Annotated in this window: 23 protein-coding genes; 13 read left to right on the top strand and 10 right to left on the bottom strand. The window is 35.3% G+C overall.

Annotation, left to right across the window (positions count from 1 at the left end; genetic code table 11):
- Positions 1–68 precede the first annotated feature (68 nt).
- Complete coding sequence (locus RTX21_RS01145) at positions 69–1,199, bottom strand: GNAT family N-acetyltransferase (protein WP_312764808.1); 1,131 nt, start codon at positions 1,197–1,199, stop codon at positions 69–71.
- A gap of 111 nt (positions 1,200–1,310) precedes the next feature.
- Here RTX21_RS01145 and RTX21_RS01140 point away from each other — a divergent pair, with 111 nt between their 5' ends.
- The gene (locus RTX21_RS01140) at positions 1,311–2,021 is read left to right on the top strand and encodes a zinc metallopeptidase (RefSeq protein ID WP_312764806.1); all 711 of its coding nucleotides are present in this window, start codon (positions 1,311–1,313) and stop codon (positions 2,019–2,021) included.
- A 4-nt stretch (positions 2,022–2,025) separates the two neighbouring features.
- On the opposite strand, the gene RTX21_RS01135 is transcribed toward RTX21_RS01140, so the two are convergent.
- Positions 2,026–2,622, bottom strand: a complete 597-nt coding sequence (locus RTX21_RS01135) for a YigZ family protein (protein ID WP_312764805.1) — start codon at positions 2,620–2,622, stop codon at positions 2,026–2,028.
- A gap of 202 nt (positions 2,623–2,824) precedes the next feature.
- Here RTX21_RS01135 and RTX21_RS01130 point away from each other — a divergent pair, with 202 nt between their 5' ends.
- Together RTX21_RS01130 and RTX21_RS01125 are read left to right on the top strand one after the other, a co-directional pair.
- Positions 2,825–3,904, top strand: coding sequence for a 3-oxoacyl-ACP synthase III family protein (locus RTX21_RS01130; RefSeq protein ID WP_312764803.1), 1,080 nt, complete (start codon positions 2,825–2,827; stop codon positions 3,902–3,904).
- Between the two features lie 81 nt (positions 3,905–3,985).
- Entirely contained in the window at positions 3,986–5,191 is a 1,206-nt protein-coding gene (locus RTX21_RS01125) for a metallophosphoesterase (RefSeq protein WP_312764801.1), read from the top strand.
- Between the two features lie 49 nt (positions 5,192–5,240).
- On the opposite strand, the gene coaD is transcribed toward RTX21_RS01125, so the two are convergent.
- From coaD to RTX21_RS01110, 3 genes are all read right to left on the bottom strand, one after another.
- A complete protein-coding gene (coaD, locus tag RTX21_RS01120) occupies positions 5,241–5,708 on the bottom strand; it encodes a pantetheine-phosphate adenylyltransferase (RefSeq protein ID WP_312764800.1) in 468 nt (155 codons plus the stop codon).
- Positions 5,709–5,797: 89 nt separating this feature from the next.
- Positions 5,798–6,781, bottom strand: coding sequence for a D-alanine--D-alanine ligase (locus RTX21_RS01115; RefSeq protein ID WP_312764799.1), 984 nt, complete (start codon positions 6,779–6,781; stop codon positions 5,798–5,800).
- Between the two features lie 78 nt (positions 6,782–6,859).
- Positions 6,860–7,225: a diacylglycerol kinase family protein gene (locus tag RTX21_RS01110; RefSeq protein WP_312764798.1), complete on the bottom strand. Its 366-nt coding sequence runs from the start codon at positions 7,223–7,225 to the stop codon at positions 6,860–6,862.
- Positions 7,226–7,508: 283 nt separating this feature from the next.
- Between RTX21_RS01110 and dnaN the strand changes: the two genes are divergently transcribed.
- The 5 genes from dnaN to RTX21_RS01085 all read left to right on the top strand — a co-directional run bounded on the left by dnaN (position 7,509) and on the right by RTX21_RS01085 (position 15,270).
- Complete coding sequence (gene dnaN, locus RTX21_RS01105; RefSeq protein ID WP_312764797.1) at positions 7,509–8,639, top strand: DNA polymerase III subunit beta; 1,131 nt, start codon at positions 7,509–7,511, stop codon at positions 8,637–8,639.
- 341 nt (positions 8,640–8,980) lie between these two features.
- A complete protein-coding gene (gene pheT, locus RTX21_RS01100; RefSeq protein WP_312764796.1) occupies positions 8,981–11,380 on the top strand; it encodes a phenylalanine--tRNA ligase subunit beta in 2,400 nt (799 codons plus the stop codon).
- Between the two features lie 75 nt (positions 11,381–11,455).
- Positions 11,456–12,709 (top strand): T9SS type A sorting domain-containing protein, encoded by a 1,254-nt coding sequence (locus RTX21_RS01095; protein WP_312764794.1) that lies wholly within the window; start codon positions 11,456–11,458, stop codon positions 12,707–12,709.
- 198 nt (positions 12,710–12,907) lie between these two features.
- Positions 12,908–14,266 (top strand): oxygen-independent coproporphyrinogen III oxidase, encoded by a 1,359-nt coding sequence (gene hemN / locus RTX21_RS01090; RefSeq protein ID WP_312764792.1) that lies wholly within the window; start codon positions 12,908–12,910, stop codon positions 14,264–14,266.
- Between the two features lie 173 nt (positions 14,267–14,439).
- Positions 14,440–15,270, top strand: a complete 831-nt coding sequence (locus RTX21_RS01085) for an alpha/beta fold hydrolase (RefSeq protein ID WP_312764791.1) — start codon at positions 14,440–14,442, stop codon at positions 15,268–15,270.
- A gap of 2 nt (positions 15,271–15,272) precedes the next feature.
- Here the strand turns inward: RTX21_RS01085 and RTX21_RS01080 are convergent, their stop codons facing one another.
- Entirely contained in the window at positions 15,273–15,740 is a 468-nt protein-coding gene (locus tag RTX21_RS01080; RefSeq protein WP_312764790.1) for a hypothetical protein, read from the bottom strand.
- A 98-nt stretch (positions 15,741–15,838) separates the two neighbouring features.
- Between RTX21_RS01080 and RTX21_RS01075 the strand changes: the two genes are divergently transcribed.
- Positions 15,839–16,282, top strand: coding sequence for a 6-carboxytetrahydropterin synthase (locus tag RTX21_RS01075; protein ID WP_312764788.1), 444 nt, complete (start codon positions 15,839–15,841; stop codon positions 16,280–16,282).
- Positions 16,283–16,377: 95 nt separating this feature from the next.
- Positions 16,378–17,034, top strand: a complete 657-nt coding sequence (locus tag RTX21_RS01070; protein WP_312764786.1) for an outer membrane beta-barrel protein — start codon at positions 16,378–16,380, stop codon at positions 17,032–17,034.
- Between the two features lie 48 nt (positions 17,035–17,082).
- Here the strand turns inward: RTX21_RS01070 and RTX21_RS01065 are convergent, their stop codons facing one another.
- Positions 17,083–18,279, bottom strand: a complete 1,197-nt coding sequence (locus tag RTX21_RS01065; RefSeq protein WP_312764784.1) for a DUF1343 domain-containing protein — start codon at positions 18,277–18,279, stop codon at positions 17,083–17,085.
- A gap of 4 nt (positions 18,280–18,283) precedes the next feature.
- Between RTX21_RS01065 and RTX21_RS01060 the strand changes: the two genes are divergently transcribed.
- Genes RTX21_RS01060 through RTX21_RS01050 form a run of 3 tightly spaced genes read left to right on the top strand, consistent with a single transcriptional unit; the run spans position 18,284 to position 21,166 of the window.
- Positions 18,284–19,513 (top strand): FtsX-like permease family protein, encoded by a 1,230-nt coding sequence (locus tag RTX21_RS01060; RefSeq protein WP_312764782.1) that lies wholly within the window; start codon positions 18,284–18,286, stop codon positions 19,511–19,513.
- Positions 19,514–19,551: 38 nt separating this feature from the next.
- A complete protein-coding gene (locus RTX21_RS01055; RefSeq protein ID WP_312764781.1) occupies positions 19,552–20,157 on the top strand; it encodes a hypothetical protein in 606 nt (201 codons plus the stop codon).
- Between the two features lie 25 nt (positions 20,158–20,182).
- Positions 20,183–21,166 (top strand): pyridoxal-phosphate dependent enzyme, encoded by a 984-nt coding sequence (locus RTX21_RS01050; RefSeq protein ID WP_312764779.1) that lies wholly within the window; start codon positions 20,183–20,185, stop codon positions 21,164–21,166.
- 64 nt (positions 21,167–21,230) lie between these two features.
- On the opposite strand, the gene RTX21_RS01045 is transcribed toward RTX21_RS01050, so the two are convergent.
- The 3 genes from RTX21_RS01045 to RTX21_RS01035 all read right to left on the bottom strand — a co-directional run bounded on the left by RTX21_RS01045 (position 21,231) and on the right by RTX21_RS01035 (position 23,823).
- A complete protein-coding gene (locus RTX21_RS01045) occupies positions 21,231–21,893 on the bottom strand; it encodes a hypothetical protein (RefSeq protein WP_312764777.1) in 663 nt (220 codons plus the stop codon).
- Between the two features lie 6 nt (positions 21,894–21,899).
- Complete coding sequence (locus tag RTX21_RS01040; protein WP_312764775.1) at positions 21,900–22,742, bottom strand: isoaspartyl peptidase/L-asparaginase; 843 nt, start codon at positions 22,740–22,742, stop codon at positions 21,900–21,902.
- 184 nt (positions 22,743–22,926) lie between these two features.
- Complete coding sequence (locus tag RTX21_RS01035; RefSeq protein ID WP_312764773.1) at positions 22,927–23,823, bottom strand: cyanophycinase; 897 nt, start codon at positions 23,821–23,823, stop codon at positions 22,927–22,929.
- Positions 23,824–23,972 lie beyond the last annotated feature (149 nt).

The raw sequence follows: 23,972 nt of genomic DNA, 5'->3' as shown, positions 1-23,972 counted from the left end.
TGAATTGAATTTTAAAGGTCAGAAATCTTAATTGAAATATAATTTAGTTAAACAATTGTTTAACTGAATTAATCATTGATGTTCAAAGAGTAGGTTCTTCTGCTTTTATGATGCACTGGGTGATAATCCTGCCAAAGAACTTGTACGTTTTTGTTTTCCTCTAACTCTGGATTGGTTTCAAGAAATTTAATGCCTTTACTTTTAAGATTCATCTGGATGGATTTGAAAATCATAGAAGTAACGCCACGTCTCTGATATTCGGGATGGATTCCTATTAAATAAAAATTCGCTCTGTCGTTTTTCTTTCCGGCTTGTAAAAAATGCCACCAAGCAAAAGGGAAAAGTTTGCCGTTGGCTTTCTGCAAAGCTTTGGAATAAGAAGGCATTGTAATCGCAAAAGCCACCAATTGGTCGTTCTCATCAGCCACACAAGTGATGTAATCTTTGTCTATGAAACTGAAGTATTTCTCTTTGTAAGATTTGATTTGCTCGTCCGAAATTGGCGTGTAAGTCGAAAGCGATTTGTAAGTCTCGTCCAATAATTTGAACATCGGCTCAACATAAGGAAGAATCTCTTTTTTGTTATTAAACTTTAAAGTTCTCAATTTATATTTCTGAGCAATCAAAGAACTGAATTTTTCTATTTTTTCGGGCAAAACATCAGGGAATTGCAATTCAAATTCTACCCATTCTTTTTCTTTGACCAAGCCTAGTTTTTCCAGATGTTTCGGATAATATTCGAAGTTGTAAATTCCAATCATCGTTGCTAATTTATCAAACCCGAAAATCAGCATTCCGGCTTTATCCAAATTCGTGAATCCCATTGGACCTTCGATTTTATCAATTTGATTTTCTTTGGCGTATTTAATCGCTTCGTCAATCAAAGCTTTAGAAACTTCCTCGTCATCAATAAAATCAATCCATCCGAATCTCACTTTTTTAATGCCTAATTCCTGAGCTTCCTTATTATTAATCATTACAGCAATTCTGCCAACGATTTTGTCATTTTTATAAGCTAAAAATTGTTTCGCCTGAGAATATAGCAACGCGGGATTTTCATCCTTATTCCAAATGTCTTTTTCATCGTTGATTAAAGGCGGAACAAAATTCGGGTTGTTCTTGTACAATTCCATAGGGAATTTTATGAATTTTATCAAATCACTTTCCGTAACCACTTGCTTTATAATGATGTTTTCCATATTCTTGCTTATCAATAAGACAAAGATAGTTTTTAAGGCAAAATGTGCAATGCTTTGGCATAATTTTTACTCAAAAATCATAGATTTATTTTAATGTAAATTTTATAGAAAATGACTGGTTATTATTTAATTATTGGGATTTCTATGTTGTTTAGCTGGATTGTTTCCTCTAGACTAAAATCGAAATTCGAATATTACTCCAAAGTCCATCTGCGAAATGGAATGTCTGGAAAAGAAGTTGCGGAAAAAATGTTGAGAGATAATGGAATTACCGACGTTCAGGTAGTTTCTGTTCCAGGACATTTGTCCGACCATTATAATCCTGAAAATAAAACAGTGAATCTTTCCGAAGCTGTCTACATGCAGAGGAATGCAGCGGCGGCGGCAGTTGCGGCTCACGAATGCGGACACGCTGTGCAACATGCGGTCGGTTATTCTATGTTGCAATTGAGGTCGAAAATGGTTCCGATTGTTAATATCAGTTCCAATCTTTTACAATTTGTTTTGTTCGCAGGTATTGCCATAATGGCAGCGACAAGAAGTATTGATAATCCGAATGGAAACACTACAGTTTTAGCAATTGGTGTAATACTTTTCGCAGTGACAACCTTGTTTGCATTTGTAACGTTGCCGGTGGAATATGATGCGAGTAACCGTGCTTTGCAATGGTTGAAATCTACTGGAACTGTAACTTCGGAAGAATACGAAGGAGCAGAAGATTCACTTAAATGGGCGGCGAGAACTTACGTTGTTGCGGCGTTGGGTTCATTAGCGCAGCTGATTTATTTTGCATCTATGCTTATGGGAAATAGAAGGGATTAAAAAGTTATGAAATATTAAATTCCAAAAGCATCTCAGACAATTCGTTTGAGATGTTTTCTTTTTTAGCGGTTTTGATGTTGGCTTTTATTATGCACATTTCCTGTGCATCGAAATCAAGAATTTTTGCATCATATTTATTTAGGAGCGTGAAAATCTGATTTTGATGAGAAAACTTGAACTTGATTTCAATTTCGGATTCTAATTCTTTGGTGATGATTTCGGCTTCATCTAAAGTTGATCTCGCAGATTCTTTATAAGTTTTTACCAGTCCGCCAACGCCTAGTTTTGTTCCTCCATAATATCTGATTATAACAACCAAAACATTTGTTATTTGATGAGCAAGAAGCTGATTGTAAATAGGTAAACCAGCACTTCCGGAAGGTTCTCCATCATCATTGGCTCGGTAATTTTCTCCATTGATTCCAAGTCTGTAAGCATAACAATGATGCGTTGCTTTTGGGTGAATTTCGTAAAGATGATTTAATCTCTCCCTAATTTCTGCTTCAGAATTGACGGGATAGGCGAATCCAATGAACTTACTTCCTTTTTCTTTCAATAAAGTATCTTCGATTGGTCTTTTTATGGTTTGGAATTCAAACATTCGTCAAAAATAAAAATTCCTTATTTAAATTTCAAATTCTTACTATTCATTATTGATATAAAATATAAGAATAATGCGTGTTTATTAGCGTTTAGTAAATAAGATTAAATTTAAAATAGAATCATCTGAAATAAATCTTAAAGAAATAAAATTCTAGGAATTAATTTTTGTGTAATTTTGCATTTAAAATTTTTTAATATCAATGCCTAATACATTAATCATTGGCTCTGGAAGTTATGTTCCGGAAAACATAATAGACGGTTCTCATTTCAAGGATGCCATATTCTACGATGATAATAATCAATTGATTGAAAAACCAACTGAAGAAATCATCGGAAAATTTGTTGAGATTACAGAGATAGAAAGAAGGAGATATGCCAATCCGGAAGATTTTAATTCAGATTTGGCTCACAGAGCTTCCCTGGAGGCTATTGAAGATGCGGGTATTGATAAAGAAGAGATTGATTATATCATTTTCGCAACCAATTTTGGTGAAGTTGATGTCAATGGAATTCCGAATTTTATGCCGTCTCTTTCTGCAAGACTAAAAGGAAAATTGGGAATCAAAAGAAGAGATTGTGTCAATTACGATATGATCTTTGGATGTCCGGGCTGGGTTGAATCTCTGATTTTGGCTGATACAATGATAAAAGCCGGAAAAGCAAAAACAGCTTTGGTAGTTGGTGGAGAAACTCTAAGCAGAGTTACAGACCCTTACGACAGGAATAAAATGATTTTTGCTGATGGCGCCGGAGCAGTTGTTGTAACGGCGACTGAAGATACTACAGTCGGAGTTTTAGCGGATAACACACTTTGCGATAATGGCGAGGAATTATGTTATTTGGAAAATGGTCCTTCGCTGAATCTTGAGCACGACCAAACTCAGTTATTCATCAGAATGAGAGGTCGTAAAATCTACGAATATGCCCTTAAGAATGTTCCTGATGCTATAAAAGCAACAATTGATAAGGCAGGTCTTGATATTTCTGATATTAGCAAAATTCTTATTCATCAGGCAAATGCGAAGATGGATTATGCAATGATTGGGCGATTGTTCAAGTTGTACGGACAAAAAGATTATGACCATGCGATTTCTCCAATGACGATTCAGGAATTTGGGAATTCTTCGGTTGCGACAGTTCCTACTTTATTTAATCTGATCAGAAAAGGAAAAATGGAAGGTCAGCAATTCACGCCGGGTTCTCATATCTTGTTTACATCGGTAGGAGCTGGAATGAATATCAATTGTGTGGTTTATAAGTTTCCGGTGGGAAAAATATAAATCATTTAAAGTAAAAATAAATTTTAAACGTCATCATACAAAAGGAATAAATTTTTATTCCTTTTGTTTTTTTATCACAATATGCAAAAGACAATTTTATTTCTTCTGGGAGTTTTTTTACTGCTGGAAACTTACGTTTATCAAGCTTTTAAAACAGTTTATACCAATCAGAACGGAAGGTTTATCTACTGGATTCCAACGATTTTGATTTATGCCTTTCTGATTTATTCGGTAATCACTTTCAATAGAGCTTCTCACAAATATCTTAATTTCCAGATTGTGTTTTCTGTGATTTTGATTTTTGTTCTGCCGAAACTTTTAGTTGCTATTTTCCTTTTGATTGAAGATTTAATCAGACTTCTGAATTTCGGTTACAATTATGTGGCGACAGAAAATCATAATTATCCTTCGAGAAGGAAATTTATAAGCTTGGTTGGACTTGGTTCCGGAGCTATTTTGGCAGGAATTGTTCTGGACGGAATTATCTTCGGGAAATACCGTCATAGAGCGAGAGTTGTCAGGTTAAAATTGAAAAACCTGCCGGAAAGTTTCAAAGGTTATAAAATTGTTCAGATTTCTGATGTTCATAGCGGAAGTTTCCAAAATCCGAAACATCTGCAGCACGCTATCGATTTGATTAATGAGCAAAATGCAGATTTGGTTTTATTTACCGGAGATATGGTGAATAATTATGCAGATGAGTTTGTTCCTTTCATCGATTTGTTCTCTCAGATTAAAGGAAAAGACGGAAAATTTGCGGTTTTAGGGAACCACGATTATGGTGAATATGGCGTCTGGAAAAACATTGATGAACAAAAGAATAACATTCCGAAGCTCATCGAAAACGAGAAAAAAGCAGGCTTCGAAATGCTCAGAAATGAAAATAGAGTTATTGAGAGAAATGGCGAGAAATTATACATTCTTGGTGTAGAAAACTGGGGGATTCCACCGTTTCCACAATTTGGGGATTTGGATAAAGCAACTCAAAATGTACCACCTGAAGCGTGTAAAATCCTGATGTCTCACGACCCGTCACATTTTGATGCTGTCGTGAAAAATCATCCAAAAGATGTGCAATTGACGCTTTCTGGTCACACCCATGGAATGCAGTTCGGAATCGACTTGAAAAACTTCAAATGGTCGCCTGTGAAATACAAATATCCTAAATGGGCAGACTTATACCAAAGCGGAGATAATTATCTTTATGTCAACCGCGGATTTGGTGTGATTGGATATCCTGGTAGGGTAGGCGTGTTGCCGGAAATCACAGTTTTTGAATTGAGTTGAATAAAAAAGGAGTGAAATTAATCTCACTCCTTTTTTATGTTATGATATTCTATTTCTTAACTCTTACAGCATCAGGAACCATGATCTCATAATTCCCACCATAAGAAATGATTTCTCTAACAATGCTACTGCTGATGTAAGATTTCCCAGACGACGTCAAAAGGAAAATGGTTTCAACTGTATTATCTCTGGTCAAAGCTCTGTTGGTTTGTGCAATTGATTTTTCAAATTCGAAATCGGCTGGGTTTCTAAGTCCTCTCAAAATGAAATTCACATCTTTACTTTTACAGTAATCAATTGTTAGACCTTCGAAATCATCAACTTCAACGTTTGGGAATTTTTCAAAAGTTTTTCTGATGAATTCTTTCCGTTGTTCCAGAGAGAACATATATTTTTTCTGAGAATTCTTTCCGATGGCGATGATGATTTTGTCAAACAACGGAACTGCACGTTCTACAATATCATAATGTCCAAGTGTAATCGGGTCAAATGACCCGGGAAAAACAGCAATTTTCATAGAAATTTTAAATTTTAGATTCTGAAATTTTAGATTCTGAAATTTTAGATTTCTCAAATAATTTAAAATCTAAAATTTATAATTTATAATTATTTGTTAAGTGCTTTTTCTACTTCGTTTCCGCAAAGGTCTTTGATAGAGATTCCGTAGATTTTTGTTTGTTGGGGGAGGATACTTGCCGGCGAAAATCCAGGATTGGTATTCATTTCCAGCAAGTGCGGAATTCCGTCAACAATAATGAATTCCGAACGGGAAAATCCACTCATTCCAAGCGATTTGTAAGCTTTGATGGAAATTTCTTCTACTTTTTTAGTCGTTTCCTCATCAATTCTTGCAGGCGTGATTTCCTGAGATGCGCCTTCGTATTTGGCTTCATAATCAAAGAATTCTTTATCAGGAACAATTTCCGTAATTCCCAAAACAATCACTTCGCCTTTGTAATCTAAAACTCCGACAGAAACTTCCATTCCGTTCAAAGCACTTTCGATAAGGATTTCGTCATCTTCTTTGTAAGCAAATTCAATCGCATTTTTAAGTTCGCTTTTGTCTTTAACTTTAGAAATTCCAAGAGAAGAACCGCTTTGATTTGGCTTAACGAAAAGAGGAAGTCCTAATTTTTCTACAATTTCGTTATCGGAAATTTCCTCGCCATTTCTTAAATAAATACTTTTTGCAGAAGGAATTCCGTATTTTGACAAAACCGCTAAAGTATCTTTTTTATTGAAGGTCAAGGCACTTTGATAGAAATCACAACCTGTATATTTTTGTCCAATGGCGTCCCAATAAGCTTGCATAATTCCATTTTCGCCCGGCGTGCCGTGGATGATATTGAAACAAACATCAAAGTTAAGGATGTCTCCATCGCCGAGGTTGACAGAGAAATCTGCTTTATTGATGAATCTTTTCTTCTGTTTTTCGTCTAAGAAATACCATTCATCTTTTAAAATAATGACTTTGTAAACATCATAAACTTCACGGTCAAGTGAATCGAAAATCAGTTGCCCACTTTTCAAAGAAACTTTGTATTCATCAGAATAACCGCCCATTACAACGGCTATATTTTTTTTGCTCATTTCAGAATTTTATTGAAAACAAATGTAAAGATTTTATGAAAAAATATAGATTAAATCTTACAATATTTTTTAACTCAATTAATATAGAAATAATTGCAGGTAAGGCCAATAAACCAAAGCACCAACACAAATCGCAGAAATTGTCGCCAACATTACAGCCCCACCAGCCAAATCCTTAATAATCCCAATTCTAGAATCAAACTCCGGCTGAATGTAATCGCAGATTTTCTCAACACAAGTATTCAAAGCTTCAGTCACCAAAACAAAAAAGCAACAAAGAAGAATCAAAGCTGTTTCGATATTTGAAAGTCCAAGAAAAACAATCAGAAAAAGATTAATGATCAATCCTAAAATGTGGAATTGGAAATTTCTTTCGTTTCTCAAAATCCAAATAATTCCTCGCAAAGTGAACTGAACACTTTTATGAAATGGCGGTTTTTTCATTATTAATTTAAATTCTATTTAAACAATCTCTTTTAAGTCTTTGCTGAGTTTGAAGTTTATACTGAGCCCGTCGAAGTGCCTTTGCGAACTTTAAAAATGTTTTCAATAAGTTTAGAAAAATCTTCGCGGACTTTGCGTTTAAAAAATCAGCAATAATCAAATTTTCACAAAGTTATTCAAACTTATTTTACTCCAATTCAAAAATTGTTAATAACTAAATAAAATCAACTTTTACAATCGAACCGAAATCATTATATTTGTGGAATTGAAATAAATACAGTTTATGAGATTTATTGTTGCCAGTGGCGATTTGCAAAAAGCTTTACAGACGGTGAGTGGCGTGATTTCCGGTTCACAATCCAGACCAATTTTGGAGAATTTTCTTTTCGAGTTAGACCAGAACTTGTTGACAGTTACGGCTTCTGACGGAGAAACGACTTTGATTACTTCTCTTGAAGTGAAGTCGGATGACAAAGGAAAATTAGCAGTTCCAGGGAAGATTTTTCAGGATTTCCTGAAAACTTATGGCGAGCAGCCTTTGACTCTTGCGGTTAAAGATTCCGAAGACGGAAACGGAAGCGTTTTGGAAATCCTGGATGAGAAAGACAACTTTGCAGTAGCATTGGACAATGCAGACGATTATCCGGAATTACCGGAATTTGATGCATCTCAGAAAGTAACTATCGGAGGAGGCGTATTAGCAGAAGCGTTGGCGAACACTTTGTTTGCTACAAGTAACGATTCTCTACGTCCTGTGATGACTGGTGTTTTGTTTCAATTCAAAGAAGATGAGACCAACTTTGTTTCCACAGATTCTCACAGATTGGTGGTTTACAAAAGAACAGATATCGTACATCCGGAGACTTTGGAATTCATTATGCCAAAGAAACCTTTATCGATTTTCAAAAATATCCTGAACAATTCCAACGAAGATGTTGTGATTGAGTTTAGTGATAATATGGCAAAATTCACTTTTGGAAATAACATCTGGATTTGTCGTTTGATTGATGGAAAATATCCAAATTACAATGCGGTAATTCCTAAGGAAAATCCAAACGTTTTGACCATCAACAGAAGTTTGCTTTTGGGTTCTATCAGAAGAGCATCTATTATGTCAAACAAATCTACGAATCAGGTAAGATTCAAATTGTCTGGCAACGTTCTTCATCTTCACGCAGAAGATACAGAGTACGCCAACAAAGCAGATATGCAGATTCCTTGTGACTATAACGGTGATGATATCAATATCGGTTTCAGTTCAAAATTCCTGACAGAGATGTTATCCGTTTTGGCTTCTGACGATATCACGATGAAAATGTCTCAACCAAACAGACCGGGAATTGTAGAACCAGTTGACGGATTGGAGGACAACGAAAGTATCCTGATGTTGTCAATGCCTGTGATAGGTTTATAATTTTAAAATTAATCATATTTAAAATTTGAGATTTGAAATTCAAGTCTCAAATTTTAGTTTAAGAATCATAATTTTTTGGGCAGCTTTTTCCGCCTTCCGTTCCCAATCTTTTTTTGCCAAAGCTTTTCCAGCAACAAAAAAAAGGATTTCCACTCAAGTCGGGCTGCAGCTTCGCAAATAAGGAAGATTTGTAAATAAAAATAACATTTGTCATTCAGTAGGAAACCTAACGAAGTGGTTCGACGAAGTCAATCTAAATATTTAGACTTCTATTAATGATAAAATAACATTAAAAATCCTGAATCTCGGTTCTTGAATCTTGATTCTAAAAAAAATAAAGAATGAAAATTTCTAATAATTGGCTTAAAGATTATATCAAAACAGACCTTAACTCTGAGAAAATCAGCGCATATTTGACCGATATCGGTTTGGAAGTAGAAGGTGTTGATAAATTCGAGAGCGTAAAAGGAAGTCTGGAAGGAATTGTCGTAGGTAAAGTTTTGACTTGCGAAAAACATCCTAATGCTGATAAATTGAACAAAACAACAGTGGATGTTGGCAACGGAAAAATTCTGGAAATCGTTTGTGGTGCTCCAAATGTAGCTGTTGGACAAACTGTTCCAGTAGCTGTTGTAGGAACAAAAATCTATGCAAAAAACGGTAGTTCTTTCGAAATCAAGAAAGCTAAAATTCGAGGCGAAGTTTCCGAAGGAATGATTTGCGCTGAAGATGAATTGGGTTTGAGTGATGACCACGGCGGAATTATGGTTTTGGATGATGCGAAATTTGAAGTTGGGAAACCATTTGCAGATTATTTTGAATTAACAAACGACGAGGTTTACGAAATCGGCTTGACGCCGAACAGAACTGATGCAATGTCACATTACGGTGTTGCAAGAGATTTGCAGGCTTTTGTTTCTTCGAATAATTTGAAGTCAGAATTTACCAAATTAGAATCAAAAGTTTTAAATATCGAAGGCTCTCACGATTTCAAATTAGAAGTTGAAGATTCTGAATTGACACCAAGATATTTAGGTGCAGTTATCGAAAATGTTGAGGTTAAAGCTTCTCCGGATTGGTTGAAAAACAGATTGAAAGCAATCGGACTTTCGCCAATTAATAATGTTGTAGATATTACCAATTATATTCTTCACGGACTTGGGCAACCGCTTCACGCTTTTGATGCAGATAAAATCACTGGAAAAACTGTGAAAGTTGGAACTGTAAAAGCTGGAACCAAATTCACAACTTTGGATAATGTTGAAAGAACTTTGAATGGTTCGGAAATTATTATCAAAGACGGAAAAGATAAACCAATGTGTATCGCCGGAGTTTTCGGTGGAAGCGAAAGTGGCGTTTCATCTGAAACGAAAACTATTTTCTTAGAAAGTGCTTATTTCAATCCGGTGGCGATTAGAAAAGCTTCTAAATTACACGGACTAAATACCGACGCATCTTTCCGTTTCGAAAGAGGTGTTGACCCAAATAATGCTAGAACAGCTTTGACTCATGCAATCAATTTGATTCAGGAATTAGCTGGCGGAAAATTAGTAGGAGAAATTTTGGAACATTATCCTGAAAAAATCAAAGACCATTATGTGGTTTTCAGATATTCTCAATTAGACCAAATTTTAGGAACTAAAATCCATAGAGAAAAAGTAAAAGAAATTTTAAAATCCCTTGATATTCAAATTCTTAATGAAATTCAAAATGGTCTTGAATTATCTGTTCCTGTTTACAGAGCAGATGTGACAAGAGAAATTGATGTCATTGAAGAAGTGCTGAGAATTTATGGATATAACAAAATTGATGCTCCGAAAAAAATATCTTTCACACCAGTAAAATTGAGTTTCGATGACCAAGACGCTCTGGAAAATTCTTGGGCAAGAACATTGCAATCCAATGGTTTTCACGAGGTGATGAACAATTCGCTTCGTTCCGTAAAAGATGAAACAGACGCTGTTAAGTTACTAAATCCTTTAAGCAATGATTTAGCATTTATGAGAAAGTCTTTGTTAGAAGGGCTTTTGGAAAACGCAATTTACAATATCAACAGAAAATCATCTGATATTAAGTTTTTCGAATTAGGGAAAATTTATCATAAGAAAGAAAAATACGAAGAGAGAAAGCAATTAGCGATTCTGACTTCTGGAAGAGAAGTAGCAGAAAACTGGCTTCAGCCAAAAAGCGCGACAGATTTCTACTATTTGAAAGCTTATGTAAAAGTTCTTCTAGAAAAACTCAACCTTGAACTTCACGAATCTGCATTGGATGACGAGCGTTTTTCTGATGCTTTGGAAATCAAATCCGGTGATAAAACTGTGGCAAGATTAGGGAAAGTTGCACCACAGTTATTGAAAGATTTCGATATTAGCCAAGAAGTTTTCTATGCGGAAATAGAGTTGGAAAATTGCCAAGCTTTGAGAACAAAAGAAAATCTGAAATTCATCGATATTCCGAAGTTCAACAAAATCAGAAGAGATTTGGCTTTGTTGGTTGATAAAACTATTACTTACGCAGAATTGTATGAGTTGGCAAAATCTAACAAATCTCCTTTCTTGAAGAATATTAATCTCTTTGATGTTTACGAAGGAAAAAATCTTCCGGAGGGTAAAAAATCTTATGCTTTGAGTTTTGAACTTCTGAATGAAGAAAAAACGCTGGAAGACAAAGACATCACAGAAGTAATGAATTCTCTCATCAAATCTTTTGAAAAAGAATTCAAAGCTGAATTGAGATAATCAATTCAAAATTATATAAATCAAAATCGGGAAATTCTCCCGATTTTTTTATTTTTATAGGAAAATTTAAAAACTGTGAAAAAAATCTTTATTTCATTTGTGCTTATTGCAAATTTTTTATTCTCTCAAACGTATAATTGGCAAGCTCTAAATTATCCGCCATCTACTACAGGTCGATATGATGATGTCTTTTTTCTGAACGAAAATCTCGGCTGGGCTGCAAGAGGAGGTAATGGAGCGGTTTTTAAAACAACCAATGGCGGAGCAACTTGGACTGAGCAGGTTGTAAGTTCGCAAACAGGACAATATTTCAGAAATATAGAATTCCTCAATGAGAATATCGGTTTTCTCGGAACTCTCAATAATAACTTTTATAAGACAATTAACGGTGGGGCAACTTGGGCAAAAGTTAATAATATTTCCCCTTATCCAGCTGCTATTTGTGGACTAGATACGGTTGGAGCTTCTACAGTTTATGGTTGTGGTGCTTGGTTTTCTCCAGCTTACGTTATCAAATCAACAGATTCAGGCAACACTTGGAAATATATTAATATGTCTGCTTATGCAACCGCGCTTGTAGAGATTTTATTCATTGATGAAAATACAGGCTTTGCTTCCGGAAGCGATGAACAAGGCGCAGTCATTTTGAAAACAACAAATGGTGGCGATACTTGGACAAAAATATACAGTGCTGGCGAATATGGCGATTATGTCTGGAAACTGCAGATTTTTCCTGATAACAAAACAATATTTGGTTCAATAGAATCTGAAACTCAAGGAAAATTATTGAAAACTTTTGATGGCGGATTAACTTGGCAGACCAAAAATTTCCCAGACCCTTACGTTCAAGCTGTTGGTTTTGTTTCCGAGACTCACGGATGGATGGGCGGTCATAATTCTGGGTTTATGGAAACCTTCGATGGCGGAAATACTTGGATTAATAACAGTCTTGGAGGTTCTCTTAATCGAATTTTTTTCGTTAATGGAACGACTGCTTTTGCATCTGGAAATCAGATTTATAAAATGACAACAACGGGTTTGTCAACAAATGAATCAGGCAATGAAAAAGTTGAGAACCTAAAAATTAAAATAGTACCAAATCCTATAACAGACAAACTAAATCTGAACATTCATTATATCCATTCCGACCATATTATTGTAGGATTGTATGATTTGACGGGAAAATTTTTAGGAAATATTCTTAAAGATGATGTTGGTCAAAAAGGATTGAAAAAGTACTCATTAGACTTCAAATATCCCGCTGGCGAATATCTTTTGGCGGTGCAATCCAATTTGGGACGGCAGTCTATAAAAATTATTAAAAAATAGATTTTATTTTAGGAGCTATTTCCCGCTATCCACTATATCTTTTTCTTTTTTTGCTAAAAAAGAAAAAGGATGCCGTTTCTATCGGGGCTATGTGTTTTGTCTTCAATAGAAATTTTGAGATCTATTATAGAAACTAACAATCAAAAATCATCCCTAATTCAAAATCATTCCAAACATAGTTTTCGTAACTTTGCACCAATGATTTCATTAGTTGACAAATACAATATTCCAGGTCCGAGATACACGTCTTATCCCACAGTTCCGTATTGGAACGAAGCAGATTTTACGCGCGAACTTTGGAAAAAATCCGTTATAAGATCCTTCTCAGAAAGCAATGCCGAAGAAGGGATCTCCATCTATATTCACTTACCATTTTGCGAAGCACTTTGTACATTTTGTGCCTGCCACAAACGGATTACGAAACAGCATTCTGTAGAAGTTCCATATTTGGAAAGCGTTTTGAAAGAATGGAAATTATATTTGGAATTATTCAACGAAAAACCAAAACTTAAGGAACTTCACCTTGGTGGAGGAACGCCAACTTTCTTTTCTCCGGAAAACTTGAAAACAATGTTAACGGGCATTTTCGAAACCGTGGAAATAGCGGAAGAACCAGAGTTTAGTTTTGAAGGCCATCCGAATAATACAACGAGAGAACATCTTCAGACTTTGTTTGATTTAGGTTTTACAAGAGTGAGTTTCGGCGTTCAGGATTATGATTTGAAAGTTCAGAAAGCCATCAACCGAATTCAGCCTTTTGAAAATGTGAAAAATGTGACGGAATGGGCGCGGGAAATTGGATATAAAGGAATCAGCCATGATTTGATTTTCGGTTTGCCACACCAGACTTGGGAAGCAGTAGAATACACCATCAGAAAAACAATGGAACTGAAACCAGATCGTTTGGCATTTTATTCCTACGCACACGTTCCGTGGGTAAAAGGCGTTGGACAAAGAGGTTTTGATGAAAATGACTTACCCAACGGCGATGAAAAAAGACGACTTTATGAAGATGGAAAAAAATTATTAGAAGAACTCGGTTACATCGAGATTGGAATGGACCATTTTTCTTTGGAGCATGATGATCTTTATCAATCTTTGACTCAAAAAAAATTGCATCGTAATTTTATGGGTTATACTTCTAGCAAAACCCAATTAATGGTTGGTTTGGGAATGTCTGCAATTTCCGATTCCTGGTACGCTTTTGCGCAGAATGCAAAAACGGTGGAAGAATATCAGAAAATCGTGGAAGAAGGCGAGATTCCTGTTTTCCGTGGTCATATTTTAGACGAAGAAGATCTGACTATCAGAAAACATATCCTGAATCTGATGTGTCAATTGGAGACAAGCTGGGATTTACAAAACACGTTTCCAGAAATTGAAAATGCGATTGAGAAATTGAGAGAAATGGAATCAGACGGTTTGGTTGAAATTTTAGATAATCAAATTAAAATCACTGAAAAAGGAAGAGCTTTCACACGAAATGTTGCAATGGTTTTCGACCTCAGAATGATGAGAAACAAACCGGAAACCCGGATTTTCTCGATGACGATATAGTTATTTTAGACTTTTAGATAATAGAGCAAAGATAAAAGACTTTCGATTCTTCGCTTACAATTTATAATGACATAATGTTTGTCATTCTTAGGAATCTAAATTGTTGAGATTCTTTCAGAAACGTAAGTTCGGCGAAGCCAATAACAAATTTTGTTCTTAGTAATTCTTCAATTATGACTTTAATCAAACATAAAAATATAATCCTAATAGGTCAAAAAGAATTTTTGGCTGATGCAATTTTTCCTGACTCGAATGAGAGATTCCCATTAATTATTTTTGTTCACGGTTATAAAGGTTATAAAAATTGGGGTGCTTGGGAACTGATGGGAGAGGAGTTTGCGAATGCAGGTTTTTATTTTGTTAAATTCAATTTTTCTCATAACGGAACTACGATTGAAAACCCAAATGATTTTGGAGATCTGGAAGCTTTTGGAGAAAATAATTATTCCAAAGAATTACAAGATTTGGAAGTTGTAATTAATCATTTTAAAAGTCAGAAAGAAGTTGATACTGATGAAATTATTCTACTAGGACACAGCAGAGGCGGAGGGATTTCGGTAATCAAAGCTTCCGAGAATAGTTCGGTTTCAAAACTTATTACGTTAGCCAGCGTTTCTACGCTTGATAGATTTCCTAAAGATGAAGCTTTTGAAAATTGGAAAAAAGAAGGTGTTTATTTTGTAGAAAATGCCAGAACCAAGCAAAAGATGCCTCATTATTTTCAATTCTATCAAGATTATAAAATTAATAAAGAAAGATTTGATGTAGAAATAGCTTGTAACAATCTGACAATTCCAAGCTTATTCATTCACGGTTCTGCTGACGAATCTGTTCCTTTGAACCATTCTGAAAATCTTCATCGTTGGACAAAAGATTCTCAATTAAAGATTATTGAAAATGCGAATCATACTTTTGGAGCGAAAGAGCCTTGGGAAAACGATTATCTTCCGAAAGAATTAGATGAAGCTGTTGAAATTTGCATTGATTTTCTGAAAGACAGTTAAAATTACTTTTTCTTTTTCAGAAGGTTAGAATTTTCTATCCAACGTTTGTTCGTATTGATGTCTTTCAAATACCAAATGTTATTGGCGTTCATCAAATATAAATTATGGGAGATAGGAATGGATATTTTTTTTCCTTCCAAAAGGTCAGCTCTTACAGAGACCGCATTCTTTTTACGGATATAATCGCCAGAGAAAATATTAGAATAAGTTTTATCCGTGGATTTGTCATCTATTACTTCAATCAATGTCAGACTATTGTCATTCTTGAATTCTAAAATATGACGTTCGGAATGATCGTCAAAGTCCTCTATCAGGACGAATTTTTTGTCCTTGATGTCAAAGTCAGAAGCGTCTTTCGTCTTTTTGCTTCTGTTTTCCAATTTTTCCAGAATTTTATCCAACGAAGAATAGTTTTGAGAATAGAAGAAGACTGATGATATAAGACCAAATAAAAGGATTGCTTTTTTCATTTATATTATGTGTTTGATGCAAAAATAAGCTTTTGTGCAACTACTGAGCAAATCTTTAACTAAAATTATAAAAACAGATTTTTAATTATCTTTGCATTATGATAAGAATTACCAAGATCTTCACTTTTGAAACCGCGCATGTGCTTTATAATTATGATGGCAAATGCAAAAATATGCACGGTCATTCCTATAAACTATTCGTAACTGTAAAAGGAAATCCTATCAACGATCTGGATGATCATAAAAACGGGATGGTTGTAGATTTTGGTGATATAAAGAAAATCGTGAATCAAGAGATCATAGATGTTTGGGATCATGCGGTTCTGGTAAACGGAGATTCGCCACATAAAACTCTTGGTGAAGGTCTCCAGAACCAAGGACACAAAGTGATTTTTTGTAAGTACCAGCCGACCTGCGAAAATATGCTTTACGACATTGCAACTAAAATAAAGTCAAAGCTTCCCGGCAATGTTCAGTTGGCTTATCTCAAGCTTCACGAGACCGAGAATTCTTATGGAGAATGGCTGGCTGAGGAAAACTGATATTTCTAAATTAATAAAATTTCAACTGTTTTTTTATATATAATTTGGAGGTTTATAAAATTTTAATATTTTTGCACCCTCAAATTTAATAAATTATGAAAAAACTATTACTAGTTGGTGCATTGGCACTTTTCGGAGCTGTAAATGCTCAAAAAAACACAATTTTGGTGGGAGGAAATATTTCTTACAACACTTCTAAAACTACGAACAATACTGCAATGTTTAAATCAGAAGGAAAGGCTGATGAGTTTTCCTTCAATCCTCAAATAGGTTATCAGGTTACGGACAGATTTACGGTAGGGGTTAAATTAGGCGTTAGCTCATCAAAACAAACTGGTGAATCTACTTTTTCTGGTTTTCCAGGAGTTCCTGCAAGCACGTACAATGTGGAGATCAAGGATAATTATTTCCAGTATGGTGTTTTCGGAAGGTATACAGTCCCATTGAATGAAACTTTTGCAGTGTTTGGAGAACTTGATGTATTTGCATCTAATGGAAAAAGCAAGGAACCGGATACTACTTCGGGTTCAACCATCAATTATATTGAGACTAAAACAACAGGATTTGGTTTAGCTTTTACACCAAATTTGTTCATCAATTTCAAAAATTCTTTCGGTCTTAACTTTAATATTGGTGGAATAGGATATACCCATGAGAAAGTAAAAGATTCTGAAATTAAAACCAACCAGTTTGGTTTTGGTTTTGGTAAAGGAATCACTGTTGGTATTTCTAAAAACTTTGGAACAAAGTAATTTCAAATTATTATAAACCCAAAAAACCTTCCAACTCGGGAGGTTTTTTTAGTTAGGATAAACAATATATTTCTGTCTTATTTTTTCAAAATTATCAAGGTCTTTTTTCCAGCTTTCCTTGATTTCTTTTTCAGATTTTCCTGCGATGATCTGTTTTCTAAGTTCATCGCTTCCTGCCAATTTATCAAAGAATAGATTTTTCAAAAAGAAATCCTGTTCTGGATTTTTATAATTTTTGTAGGATTTCAAAAGCCATTCTAAATTTATTTGTCTCAAATCGTGAGAATATTGACTGAGATTTTCTCCGTAACATAGTTTTCCATTCTGGAAAGGGTCTTTTGCGCCCTCTGTTGGTTTTGGTGTGAATTGATAAGAGAAATCTTTTGTCCAGGGCGAACCGTAGACCTGAAATGGCAAATCAGTTCCTCTTCCTACGGAAACCTGAGTTCCTTCAAAAAAACAAAGACTTGGATAGAGATTGATGGATTTGTCATTCGGAAGGTTTGGCGACGGTTTATCGGAAACACCATATCTTTTTTGCTTATGATAATTCAACATTGGAATCAAGGTGTATTTTGCATGGATTCCATTTTTTAGCCACTTTTCATCGTTGACCATTTTACCGTATTCTCCGATTGTTAAGCCATAAACGACTGGAACATTGTGCAAGCCGATAAAACTTTTCCATTGATTTTTCATTATTGGTCCGTCTATGTAACCATCATGTGGATTTGGTCGGTCAAGAACGATGACTTCAACATTGTTTTCAGCAGCAGCTTCCATAATGTAAGATAATGTCGAAATGTAAGTGTAAAATCTAACGCCAACATCCTGGATGTCAAATAAAATAACATCAGCACCTTTTAGATATTCGGCTTTTGGTTTCTTATTGTCGCCATAAAGAGAAACAATTGGTAATCCGGTTTTGCTGTCAGTTCCATTTTTAACGTGTTCGCCAGCATCAGCCATACCTCGGAAGCCGTGTTCAGGCGCAAAAATAGATTTGATTTTTATATTATTTTCGACCAAGAAATCAACTAAATGCTTTTTATTTTTCAGAAGACTGGTTTGGTTAGCCGCAACTATTACATTTTTGTTTTTCAATAAAGAAAGATACAATTCCGGTCTGTCAGCAGCAGTCGCAAAACAGTCTCTGGATTGGTCCTGGGACTTAAAAAAAGTTAATGAACCAAAATAAATTAGCAGGATAAAAACTAAAGTTTTATTTTTGAAGCCTAAAATCATTGATTTGAATTTTCCGTTATATTTCTCGAAAAAGATAGCGTTTTCCAAAGATAACAAAAATAATCTCTCCAAAGTGATCGTCTATATTGGTAGGCTTTCTGTCGCTTTGGGCATCATTGTTTCCTTGATTACTATTTCTACGGGGCTCGGGTCCAAGAGGGCAATAGAAGATAGGATCTCCAATTTCAGTGGAGATATTTCTGTCAGATCGACACGTTCCAATTCTTCTTATAATTCCTCTGTTTTGGAAACAAATGGTTTGAATGCAAAAGCAATTAGTTCTATTGCTGGAGTTGCTGGTTTACAGTCTTATGCCTCTGTCAGCGGAATATTGAGAACGGAAAATAATTTTGCAGGTGTCATTCTGAAAGGTGTTGGAAAAGACTTCGATAAAGAAAGATTTCAGCCGTTTATGATTTCCGGCTCGATTCCGGATTATAAAGAGGATGGTTATAACAATGAGGTTATTTTATCAGAAAAAATAGCGAGTGATCTTTCTCTGAAAACCAGTGATAGTATTGTCGCCATTTTCTCGAAAGAAGACCAGAAACCGATCTACAGAAAATTCCTCATCAAAGGGATCTATAAAACGGATATCAAATTAGTGGACGACCTTTATATGATCGGTGATATCAATCATGTTCGAAAGGTGATGAATATGAGCGAAAAAGAAATCGGAGGTTTAGATATTTTTTTAGATGATACGGATAAGATCGATCAGGTCTTTCCTCAGGTTGAAAAATATATCGGATATAAAAATTATGCTGAAAAAGTAACGGAAAAGTATCCGCAAATTTTAGATTGGATCAATATCTTCAATCAAAATATTTCGTTGATCATCGCGATCATGTTAATTGTTGTGGTCATCAACATTATAATGGTCTTGCTTATCCTAATTATCGAAAGAACCAATTCCATAGGGATCTTGAAAACGATGGGTGCGTCCAACGGACAGATACGGTCCATTTTTATCAACTACACATTGTTGATCATGGTTCCGGGATTGTTGGCAGGAAATGTGATTGGAATTGGATTGTTATTGATCCAAAAATATACGGGATTTATAAAGCTTGATCCGGAAAATTACTTCATCAGTACAGTTCCGGTAGATCTGAATCCTATTTATATTATCTCGGTTTCCGTTGGGATTTTCATCATTTCGGGGATTGCCATGATTTTGCCGAGTTATCTGATCAGCAGAATCTCACCATTGAAAGCCATTAAATACAGTTAATTATTTTTTATATTTTAACAACCTCAAAAAACAATTAAATGATATTAAAAAACCTCAATTATCCACTTGATTTCAAATTCAAGATTACGACGCTGGCCAGCGATTTCAACATCACCGATAGAAACGGTAATTATGTCGCTTATGTTCGCCAAAAAATGTTTAAGCTGAAGGAAGATGTGATTGTTTTTAACGATGAAAGTAAGTCTAAGGAATTATTCAACATCAAAGCTAACCAATGGATTGACTTCAACGCATCTTATATGATGACGGATTTGGTTAATGGTAAAAGGTTCGGAAGATTGGCGAGAAAGGGAATGCGCTCCATCTGGAAATCGCGCTACGATATCATTGATGAAAATGATCAGCCGAAATATCAGATCAATGAAGATAATGGTTGGATTAAGGTTGTTGACAGTTTCATTGGCGAGATTCCTATTTTAGGATTGTTCACAGGTTATTTTCTGAATCCTTCTTACACCGTGAAAGATAATGCGGGCAAAGAGTATTTCAGACTGAAAAAAATGCCTTCATTAGTTGGGAGAAGATTTCAATTAGAAAGATTGATTGATATTGATGATGAAGACGAATCTTTGGTTGTTTTGAGTTTTCTCATGATGGTTCTTTTGGAAAGAGCAAGAGGATAATTTCCTTAAATTAAAATATAGAATTATGAAATATTACAATAATATAGTAGAAACCATTGGTAACACGCCTTTGGTTAAAATCAATAAAGTTCTTGGAGAAGATTTTCCTGCTTTGGTTCTCGCAAAAGTGGAAACGACTAATCCTGGAAATTCCGTTAAAGACAGAATGGCGCTGAAGATGATTGAAGATGCAGAAAAAGACGGACGTCTGAAACCTGGCGGAACAATTATCGAAGGAACTTCTGGAAACACAGGAATGGGATTAGCTTTGGTGGCAATCCAGAAAGGTTACAAATGTATTTTCGTAACTAACTCCAAACAATCCAAAGAGAAATGTGATATTCTTCGTGCCGTTGGTGCAGAGGTGATTGTTTGTCCAACGGATGTAAAACCTACTGACCCGCGTTCCTATTATTCGGTTTCTAAAAGATTGGCAACCGAAACGGAAAATGGCTGGTATGTGAATCAATACGATAATTTGTCCAATAGACAGGCGCATTACGAAAGTACAGCACCAGAAATCTGGGAACAGACGGATGGACAATTGACGCACTTCGTAGCCGGAGCCGGAACAGGCGGAACAGTGACTGGTTGCGGAACATTCTTCAAAGAAAAAAATCCAAATATCAAAGTTATAGGCGTTGATACTTACGGTTCAATCTTGAAAGAAATCCACGAAACGGGAGAGATTCATTTGAATCACGCATATACTTACATTACAGAAGGTATTGGCGAAGATATTCTTCCTGAGAATTATGATATGAGTGTCATTGACCATTTTGAAAAAGTGACTGATAAAGACGGTGCAATCTACGCAAGAAAACTGGCCAAAGAAGAAGGGATTTTCTGTGGTTATTCTGCAGGAAGCGCAATGTCAGCTTTGGTTCAGATGAAAGACCAGTTCACAAAAGATGATGTGATCGTCGTTTTGCTACACGACCACGGAAGCCGTTATGTAGGGAAAATCTACAATGATGAGTGGATGAAGGACATGGGTTGGCTGGATTGATTATGAATGATAGGTCATAAACGATAAATGATAAAAACCGCTGTCGAGAGATGGTGGTTTTCGTTTATTTTCTAATAAAAAATTTAAACATAACTAATCCTTGCTGTCCTGGAATCGTGACTAAAATCCAATAATAATCATTTTCTTTGCTGACAATCTCGTAAAAATACTTGTCGCCAAGTTTGCTGAAATTCTTTCTTCCGTTATTATTGCTCTCAATGAATTCTAATTCAAATTGATTGCTGGTCAGCCATTTGAAATGCAATTTTGAATAAGTTCCATCAGAAAACGTGTCAATCCAATATTTATTTGAGGTTTTTACGGTTGTTTTTTCACCTTCCCATTCGAAGTAGTAGAAATTGTGCTGATTCTTCAAATCATCTAACTCTTTTTTCGTAATGGTAATATCCGGCCGAGCGTTAAGTTTTTTCCAATCATCATTTTTTGGAGGATCAATTCTATAAAGAAAGTCTAAAAATTCTTTGCAGTTTTTTTGAAATCTAAAATATAGCTGATCTGTGATAGAAGCCTTTTCTGTTTCAGGAAATTGATTTAGGTAAGGAATTATAAGTTTTTCATTTAGAACTGCAATTCTTACAGAGTCACTCAGGTTTTCGTTATTTTTGAAACTCAGACACATTTCATCCGTAAGAATATCAATGCTTTTTTCCTGTGCAAAAGAAAAAATAGAGATAAATAGATAGAGCAATAGGATGGGTTTCCTCATAATATTTTACTCAAAAACCTCAAAATCCACACCGTCAAAACTAGCAAAAACCATCGTCGGATAAGAATCCTGATGTAAAATATTACCTTCACAATCTATCCCAATCGCACCTGCAAAACCATCGATTTCTTTCAGTTCTTCAAAGGTTCTGTCAAAAGCATTTTCGATGGTTAATCCATCAGTTACTCGGGTTACGATTTTTGCTGCGGTCGCATTACTCACAATATCTTCACCAACGCCGGTACAGCTCACCGCACAGAATTTATTAGCGAAATTTCCTGCCACCGTCGCAGAATCAGAGATTCTTCCAGGGATTTCAAAACCTTTTCCACCAGTCGAAGTTGCAACAGCCAGTTTGCCGTGTTTGTCAAGCGCAACTGCTCCAACAGTTCCTTTTCCGCCAGTTTTCAATTTCTCTTCGTATTCTTTTCTTCGTTGAGGAATTTCTGTAGAGAAATCTTCGAAACCATTTTCTATAGCATATTTTTTGGCGCCGTTCCCGCCAAGAACGCGATCGTCTTCTTTCATTAATTCTTTAGCAACCAAAATAGGATTTTTCACATACTGGATATTGATCACACCACTCATTTTCTGAGTTTCACCGTCCATAATCGCCGCACTCATTCGGATGACACCATCACTTTGAATTTGCGAACCAATTCCGGCATTGTACAACTCATCATCTTCTAAAAGCGAAACTGCATAAGCAACAGTATCGAACGCAGAATTATTTTGTAGGAAATCGTAAGACTTTTTCGTAATGTCTTTCAGTGAGTTTTGTTTGGCAACTTTCACTTCATTGCTTTGGCTGCTTTCGGAGAAAAATCCACCGTGGATGATTATTTTCATATATGGAAATTTGTTTCTATGTGTCTTCGAGAGCCTCAGACTGACAGAAGATTTTATTTTTAGAGGTTTTCGAGAACCTCAGACTGACATTGTTGAATATATAATGATTAATAATAGAAATAGTAGATATTGAAATCGACGTGTGATCTCTAACTTCTAAAATCTAATTTCTAACATCTATCAATTAACTATTCGGAAGAACTTGCGGAATCGGATTGTATTGGGAATTAACAATCGTCATTTCTCTGGACTTCAAATCAAAAGTATCATTCATAGAAAGCACATCCACGATCAGATTTTTAATAGAAATCGGCTGACCCAATTCTACGTTCGTGAGGTTCGTATCTTTGATTTGAAGTCCATCCACGATAATCACCAAACCAGAACCAATTGCCGTCATTGTATCATTTTCAATAAATAATCCGGTGTCTTCTCCTAAACCAATTCCTAGTGTTCTCGGATTATTCACAACGGCTTGAAACAATCTGCCGATTCTTCCCCGTTGTACAAAATGTGTATCAATAATCACATTTTCTATAAAACCAAGACCTTGCGTTGTTTTGATCTCGCCCTTCAAAAGAGCTTCAGAGCTAGAACCTTGATAGATCATATTTTCTGATGCCGCAGCAGCTCCGGCAGAAGTTCCGGCATAGATAAAATCTTCGGTTTGATATTTTGTTAATATCGCATCGTGAAATCTAGTCCCACCAAGAATAGAGGTTAGACGAAGTTGGTCACCTCCCGTAAACATTACAACATCCGCTGCATTAGCTCTAGCAACAATGGCATCACTGTTAGCTTGTTCCCGGTTTTGGATATCGAGAATATTACAATTCTTAATTCCAAGATATTCGAAGGCTTTTTTATATTCTGGACCTACGATGTCGGGGATTTGGGATGCGGTCGTGATCACTTCAATGACAGAGTCTTCTTTCAGCTTCGATTCATCAATGATCTTTCTGAGGATTCCGCGTTCAAAAAAGTTCAGATTTTTTTCAACATTTTGGTCAAAACTGGTCTCTGTAAAACTACCTTTGTTCACAGCACCTCCAATGATGACTAGTTTTCCTTTTGATTTCATAGTTAACAAAAATAATAAATCATAATAGAATAGACCTCATATTATAGCTTGAAAAATTGACCAGAATTATTCAAAGTTTTAATTATTAACTACTTATTTAATGAAAATAGTAGTATTGAATTAACGAATCGTTAATTTATTTGAATAAT

The organism is Epilithonimonas sp., assembly GCF_032054305.1.
Lineage (GTDB): Bacteria > Bacteroidota > Bacteroidia > Flavobacteriales > Weeksellaceae > Epilithonimonas.
The sequence above is the reverse complement of the archived record's forward strand: the minus strand, read 5'-3'. Positions and strand labels throughout refer to the sequence as shown.